Source organism: Micavibrio sp. TMED2, from assembly GCA_002168225.1.
Lineage (GTDB): Bacteria > Pseudomonadota > Alphaproteobacteria > TMED2 > TMED2 > TMED2.
In genome coordinates this window covers 1-7,642 of the sequence record NHBH01000002.1, presented here as the reverse complement: position 1 = coordinate 7,642, position 7,642 = coordinate 1, and the positions used below count along the sequence as shown (strand labels likewise).

Here is a 7,642-nt window from a genome sequence, read left to right as displayed (position 1 = left end):
ATATTATCCTCAACTAAGTCTTACTGCTACTAAATCTGAATTAGATGAATTTTCAGCAGAGATAGACGAGCTCTCAAATGAAGAAATTAAAGCCACTCTTAATTGGCCAATCTTTACGGCTGGAAAATCGCTATCTAATGTCCGTAAGGCAAAGGAAGTTAAAAATACGCAATTAATACTTTTACAGAAAACNCAAAANGAAACNNTTATTCTCTCAGAAAATATCTGGGANAANTATAAAATTTCAGAACAAACNATNAAAGCTGCNGAGCTAACNTATAATGCNAATCAAACTGCNTATAAAGGNACTGTNATTGAGCAAGAAGTTGGTGAAAGAAGTGTTCTTGATGTTTTANNTGCAAGGCAAGCACTGCTNAACTCAGAGATTANTTATTTCAANAAGCAGAAAGATAGNGAAATAGTTAAAACTCAAATTATGTATTTANCAGGNTTACTTAATTTAGAAAATTTAGANNTNNATTAATATGCAAAAAGAAACACTTTGNCTNGGNCTCTTNTCANTNGGACCTAGNTCNGGATATGAAATAAAACAAATGTTTGANGGNCCTCTATCTGATTTCTATAGTTTAAGCTTNGGTACAATCTACCCAACATTGAATAANCTACAATCAAATANATATGTTTCTTGCAAACAGCACGCGCAAAACAAAAANCCAGACAAAAAAGTTTATACNATTACAAAAAAAGGATTNGATTTAATGAANTCTAATTTACTTNGTGATGCGGCAGAATATATTCGNTCTGGAAATTTTGGTGATCAGATNAAATCTGAATTTTTTTTATTGATATTNTTTTCTAAATATCTTCCNCATGAAATGTTAGATACTGTNATGAATGANAGNGTTNTATATTTAAAACAAAAGCTTGAACAANNTAAATATGAAGGTCCNNTACCNTCCGAACTTGCAGCATTNAGAAAAGAAAAATCAATCAGTTTCATTAGAGGNTTAGCNTCAACTNTATTNGAAACAGGAATTAAGTATNTTGAGAANAATAGNNACTTATTAAANGAATAATTTAGCAAATAATATTGNGGTTTAAATATGAGAATTTTATTAAGTAATTACATGATAGCTTTTTACATNCTTGCAGCTGTTCTGATATGGATNCTATCNGGTNTTTTANGTGGGAATGNTAAGAATGANGCTTTAGAAGNTAANNNTATNTCTAAAGAAATAAANGANNCAGTATCAGTAAGAGTAATNGANACAAGTTCTGANAAAAAAGTTTTTTANTTAACNATTAGAGGTAAAACTGAAGCNAACAAAAAAATTAATNTAAATCCTAAAACTTCTTCAAATGTTATNTTTACATCTAATAANGGTGATTTTGTCAAAAAAAATGATTTGGTTTGNAGTTTAGAAGAAGAAAATAGATCAGCAATGTTGGATGANGCATTTGCTCTTCAAAACCAAGCTAGNCTTCAATATGANGCAATAAATAAACTTAAGGTTGATGGGTATCGCTCCGAAAATGATTTAGCAATGGCTGAAGCAAAACTTAAAAGTGCTGATGCTAAAGTNAAGATGGCNCANAATGAATTAAATAATACTAAAATATTATCTCCNTTTGATGGATACATTGAAGANGTGNATGTTGAAATAGGATCATTAATTGGNCCAAGTTTGCCNTGTGTAACTATTATTCAATTGGANCCAATGAAGGTTNTCGGNGAAGTAACNGAAAAAGANGTNGGTAAAATTGAAANAGGNTNAAAAGTAGAAATTGAGCTTCTNAATAATANANTCTTANANGGNCTNGTTAAATTTGTTAGCAANAGTGCTTCACCTCTAACAAGAACNTATANNGTTGAAGCTGAAGTATCNAANATAAGTGGTGAAATTAGAGAGGGATTAACAGCAGAAATAAAAGTNCCTNTNCGNGAAACAACNGCNCATTTAATTCCTTCTTATTTATTATCATTGAACGATAGTGGAGAGCTNGGNGTTAAAATTGCAATTGACAACAAAGCATCCTTTAAAAATATATCTATTATTGAAGACACTCCNGANGGTCTTTGGGTAGAAGGTTTNCCTAAAATAACANAGATTATTACAGTNGGTCAAGAATATGTAATTGAAGGGCAAGAAATTAATTATTANATGATCGAGTTTTTTGTAGACAGNAAAAGAACAGCNCTTGCTTTCTTATTNGTNCTTATAGTTGCTGGCNTCTTTGGGAGNATGAACATTCCTGTTGAGGCTGAACCTGATATNACAATTCCTGTTGTTTATGCAGGNGTTGGGNTGCCNGGNGTATCNCCAACCGATTCNGANNGANTATTGGTTCGTCCTCTAGAAGAACAGNTAAGATCAATAGAGGGTGTAAANAAACTTCANGCCTTTGGTTTNGAGGGTTATGCTGCNGCAGTTGTAGAGTTTGANGCNGCNGAGACAATGTCAAAATCNTTNGATAGTGTCAGAGATGCTGTAAATGAGGCTAAATCAAAGTTTCCAGAAGACGCTAAAGAACCAATNGTTAGAGAAGTATCNTTNTCTGACGACCCNTCAATTATTGTNGCAATTTCATCAGATNTTGCTCAGGAACGAGAACTTTTAAATATAATAAGAGATATTAAAAATGAAATAGAGCTTCTTCCAGAAATTTTTGAAGTTGATTTAATTGGAAATAGAGATGAACAATTAGAAGCAATACTTAACCGCAATCAAATTGAAAATTATAACATTTCTATTTATGAAATTATAAGAGCAATAAACAATAATAATCAAGCTGTTATGGCTGGTGAAATTGAAACTGGCCAAGGACAATTCTCGGTAGATGTGCCAGGCTTATTTGAGGACGAAAGCGAGATTAATTCCATACCTATTAGATCTTCTTTCGACGGTGTTATTTTATTATCTGACATTTCTGATGTTAAAAGAAATTTTAAAGAGCGAACTTTCTTTGCAAGTATTAATCAAAATCAAAGTATTTGCTTAGGAGTGAAAAAGGCCCGTGGGGCAAACCTTATAAGTACGATTAATAAAGTAGAAAATATTGTTGAAAAATATCAATCAAAAATTTCTCCTGATATTCGTCTAGGCTATGTATTGAATACAAAAGATGTAATGCTTGAACAAGTTAATTCACTTCAGGGAAACATTATAATGGCTACTATGTTTGTGCTAATTGTAGCCATGGTAACATTTGGTATTAGGTCATCCTTAATAGTAGGATCTGGTATTCCAGTATCAATTGTTATTGCCATTTTTATTTTATATGCCCTCGGGTTTACGTATAATTTTATGGTTATTTTTGGAATGCTGGTAGCTTTAGGGATGCTGATAGACGGTTCAATAGTTGTTGTAGAATTAGCCGATAGAAAAATGGTAGAAGGATATGATAAGAAAACAGCTTTTATTTATGCTGCAAAAAGAATGTTCTGGCCTGTCACTGCATCAGCAGCGACAACCTTAGCTGTTTTTATTCCTTTATTTTTTTGGCCGGGTGTAAGTGGCCAGTTCATGAGGGTTCTACCAATTACAATCTTTATCATCTTAACTGTAGCTTTAATCTATAGCTTAATGATTGTCCCTGTAATCGGTAGTATTTTTGGCAAAGCTTCAGAGATGAGTAAAAAAACTGTTCAGTCAATAAGTTCCGAACACGCATATGATCTTACAAAAGTTGAGGGATTTGTAGGGAAATATATTAATTTTCTGACATTAGTTCTCAAAAGACCATTGTTAATTAGTGGGTCGATAATTGCTTTCTCATTTATTGTAATTTCAACTTATACTTCAGTAGGCCAAGGTGTTGTTTTAGTGTCTCAAAGTGATCCATATGCTGGATTTGGCAAAATCCAAGCACGAGGAAATCTTACAATTGAGCAAATTGATGAATTATCTGAGTCAGTTGAAGAAATCGTATATAATACAGCTGGCGTAAAAAATCTATTCTTGCAAACTGGAAGATTCAACAATTTCAGGTCAGGNGGTAGCAGCTCAGATGATACNATTGCGTCATTNTTCTTTGAATTTGCNGACAGAAAAGACAGAGACAATGGAAGAGTNGTAATTGAAAACATGAGAAANGANCTTGATAAAATTCCAGGTATCAAGACCGAGATCAANGCACAAGAAGGNGGNCCNCCCACNGGAAAGGATATTGAAATAAGAGTTCTTGGNCCCAGCAGAAACTCAACAATGACCGTTGCNCAAGATATTAAAANCTATTTGNGTACAGTAGACGGTCTNGTCAACTTAGAAAGTACTCTTCCNGTCCCTGGTATTGAATGGGAACTATTTGTTGATAAGGCAAAAGCNGCNAAGTTTGGCGCAGANATNCCTGCCATTGGAAATTCAATTGGNCTGATTACAAGNGGGCTTNCAATTGGGTCTTATAGGCCAAAAGATATTGANGAAGAANTAGATATTGTCCTGAGATATCCTGAAAAGGAAAGATATATTGATGAACTAGACAATATTTTAATTAATACTGAGTCTGGCATGGTTCCGATTTCAAATTTTGTTGAAAAAAAACCTCAACAAAAAGTAAACTATGTAAGAAAATTTGATTCTAAACATGTTACAATTATTAAAGCAGACGTATCGTCAAAATTCACACCTGAATCAAGATTGAAATTATTTGAAACATGGATCAATGACCAAAGCATCCCATCAAATATAGATATTGAGTTCGGAGGTGATAATGAGGAGCAAGTGAATTCACTTAATTTCGTTACACAAGCATTTATTATTTCAATCATGCTAATGGCAGCATTATTAGTGACCCAATTCAATAATTTTTATCAGATGACAATAATTCTAAGCGCTGTTGTACTAAGTACAGCTGGCGTGATGTTGGGTCTACTTATATTTGACCAAGTATTCAGCGCACTTTTAACTGGGATAGGAATAGTTTCTTTAGCGGGAATAGTTGTAAACAATAATATAATCCTAATAGATAGTTTTAATGTTATTTCCTCTAAGTCTAATGAGGATGTAAGAACTCGAATAATCAAGGCCTGTGCACAACGGTTGCGCCCTATATTTCTGACATCACTGACAACAATGTTAGGCTTGATACCATTAGCGCTCAACTACTCCATTGATCCAATTGCGAGAGAAATTGCTTATGACTCTAATGCATCTACATCGTGGGCTCCACTAGCTCAATGCATCATTTATGGTATCTCTTTTTCTGCAATTTTAACCCTAGTCCTGACACCTTGCCTTTTAGTTTTACCAGATCATATCAAAGATATTATCAAAAAATTTCGAAAGCCTTCCTTTGCATAAATGCTAAAAAAAATACTTGATACAATTTTTTTCAGAAAAAAAACTATTAATACTATTTTGGTAGGTATATTTTTAGTAGGAATTCTATCCTATACAAGTTTTCCTCGACATGAATGGCCAAACGTAGATCTAAAGTCTGTATCAGTAATCATTTATTATGATGGAGCGTCTTCAACAGACGTAGAAAGATTAATTACGACGCCAATAGAAAAAGAGATGATGACAATGAAAGATTCCAAGGAAGTTATCTCAATTACAAAAGATGGACTTGTATCATTTTTAATTGCATTTGAATTAGATACTGAGATACCAAATATTGCAAAAGAAGTAAGGAATAAAATCTTAAATATTGAAGATCTGCCTCAAGGTTATGATCTCAGAGAAGTTGTGGAACATAAATCATCGAATTATCAATTTGTGTTAGTTGGCATTCATGGCGATATGGGTTATCGAGAATTAGTAAAGGTTGCTGAAAAATATGAAGATGAATTTGAACAACTATACGATGTCACAGATATTGAGTACAAAGGAAAGAAAGATGAAATAATAGAAATAAAAATAAATGCATCCTCGATGGAAAAATATGGCCTAGGGATCAATAATGTTCTTGAGTCTTTTAAAAAATATAACAATCTAATTTCAGCGGGGAAGATTACAAACAATAATTCTGACTATTCTGTTAAAATAAAATCTTTATACAAGTCAGCAACAGAACTTAATAGATTACCCATAAAATCATCGTCTAATAAGACAATTTATTTAAGCGATATTGCTAGCGTAAAGCAAACATTTGATAAAAACAAAGACTACGTTAACATAAATGGNAATCCAGGCATATTACTTCAAATAAATAAAAAAGANAAATCAAGCACTATNACACTTTATGATGGNATTAAGAAAAAACTTNNTGAATTAGAAGGNACCATAAGCCCTATTGCNTCAGCTGTACTCATAGCTGATGAGTCTAAGGATATTAATGATAGAATNTCAGCATCTGAAAATACTGTAATAACAGCTGTCATNATTGTCATGACCATTATTGTAGCTATTCTCGGGTGGCGGGTAGGACTCCTTGTNGGNATTTCAATACCTACCACTTANTTGCTTTCAATTACGATNCTNAATTTTATGGGNATGTCCTATAATTTAATGAGCATAATGGGCCTTGTATTNTCAGTTGGGTTACTTGTGGATGGCCCAATCGTNATCACNGAATATGCAAGAAGAGAGCAAGAAAAAGGTATTAGGAGATCTTTATCCTACCTCAATGCAGCGCATGANATGTTTTATCCAATATTTGCNTCTACATTAACAACTGTTTTAGCNTTNTTGCCTTTAGCATTTTGGCCAGATTTTTTTGGTGTATGGATNCGAGTAATNCCAAGGACAGTNCTNGTTGTACTATTGTGCTCTTTCTTTGTTACAATGNTCATAATNCCTGTNCTTGGNTCATCTTTTGGAATGAAAACTGCGGGAATGNTNANTAAAAAAGATCCCTACGATAATTTGTTTTATGCATANTATGGAATAATAATTAATTATATAATNCTTAATCCAATAAAAATTTCATTNTTTGGAATNCTTNTNTTTTNNACAATCGTATTTGGAATAATAAANTCTAATACTGAATATGTTTTTTTTGCTGAAGATAAGGCAAANAGTCTAGAAATCGAGATCTTAGCAAAAGGTAATTTGTCACCTNCAGANTCAAAAGGTTATTTAGANGAANCAATTGATGTAATAGTAGGACATCCTCANATAAAGAATTTTTATGGNAANACAATCTATCGAGATAGAATTTGGNTATTTGATAATAACCCNACAGATATGGTGGCAGATATTTGGGTAGATTTAGTANACTTTAAAGANCGCCCAGANACNGATTTAGTNATTAAGGACCTAGAAAAAANATTGTCAGTAATTCAAGGTTTAAATATAAGCGTTAATGCAAACGATTATAGTGGTTCGCAATGGGCAAAAGATCTTACAATTGAAGTTCAGTCACCAGACTCAACTAAAATTCGACAATTTGCAAGTATTGTACTTCAGAAATTAACAAAAGATGAATCATTTACTGATCAAAATATTAAAAATCCGATTACAGGAATTGAATGGATCTATAATATCGACTCAAATGAAACAAACAAATACGATCTATCAAAAAATACAATTGGTGATAGTATTAAAATTGCTACCTCAGGTCTTACAATAGGAAATATCATTCCTGACAATGCTGAGGAAAGAATACCTGTAAAAATTTATTTACCTTCTAATGAAAAGACATTTTCCTCGATTGAAAGAACAAATGTTTCAACGTCTCAAGGACTAGTTCCATTATCTAACTTTGTTGATAAGCAAAAAAGAGAAAAAGTTTTTACTAT

Annotated in this window: 1 protein-coding gene and 3 pseudogenes; all 4 read left to right on the top strand. The window is 32.6% G+C overall.

Annotated features, from left to right (window positions below):
* Nucleotides 1-484: hypothetical protein (locus CBB62_09935; protein ID OUT40510.1), on the top strand; the 484-nt coding region annotated here is incomplete at its 5' end.
* Between the two features lies 1 nt (nucleotide 485).
* Nucleotides 486-1,037: pseudogene (locus CBB62_09930) on the top strand (hypothetical protein).
* Nucleotides 1,038-1,064: 27 nt separating this feature from the next.
* Nucleotides 1,065-5,261: pseudogene (locus tag CBB62_09925) on the top strand (hypothetical protein).
* Nucleotides 5,262-7,622, top strand: a pseudogene (locus CBB62_09920) (hypothetical protein).
* Nucleotides 7,623-7,642 lie beyond the last annotated feature (20 nt).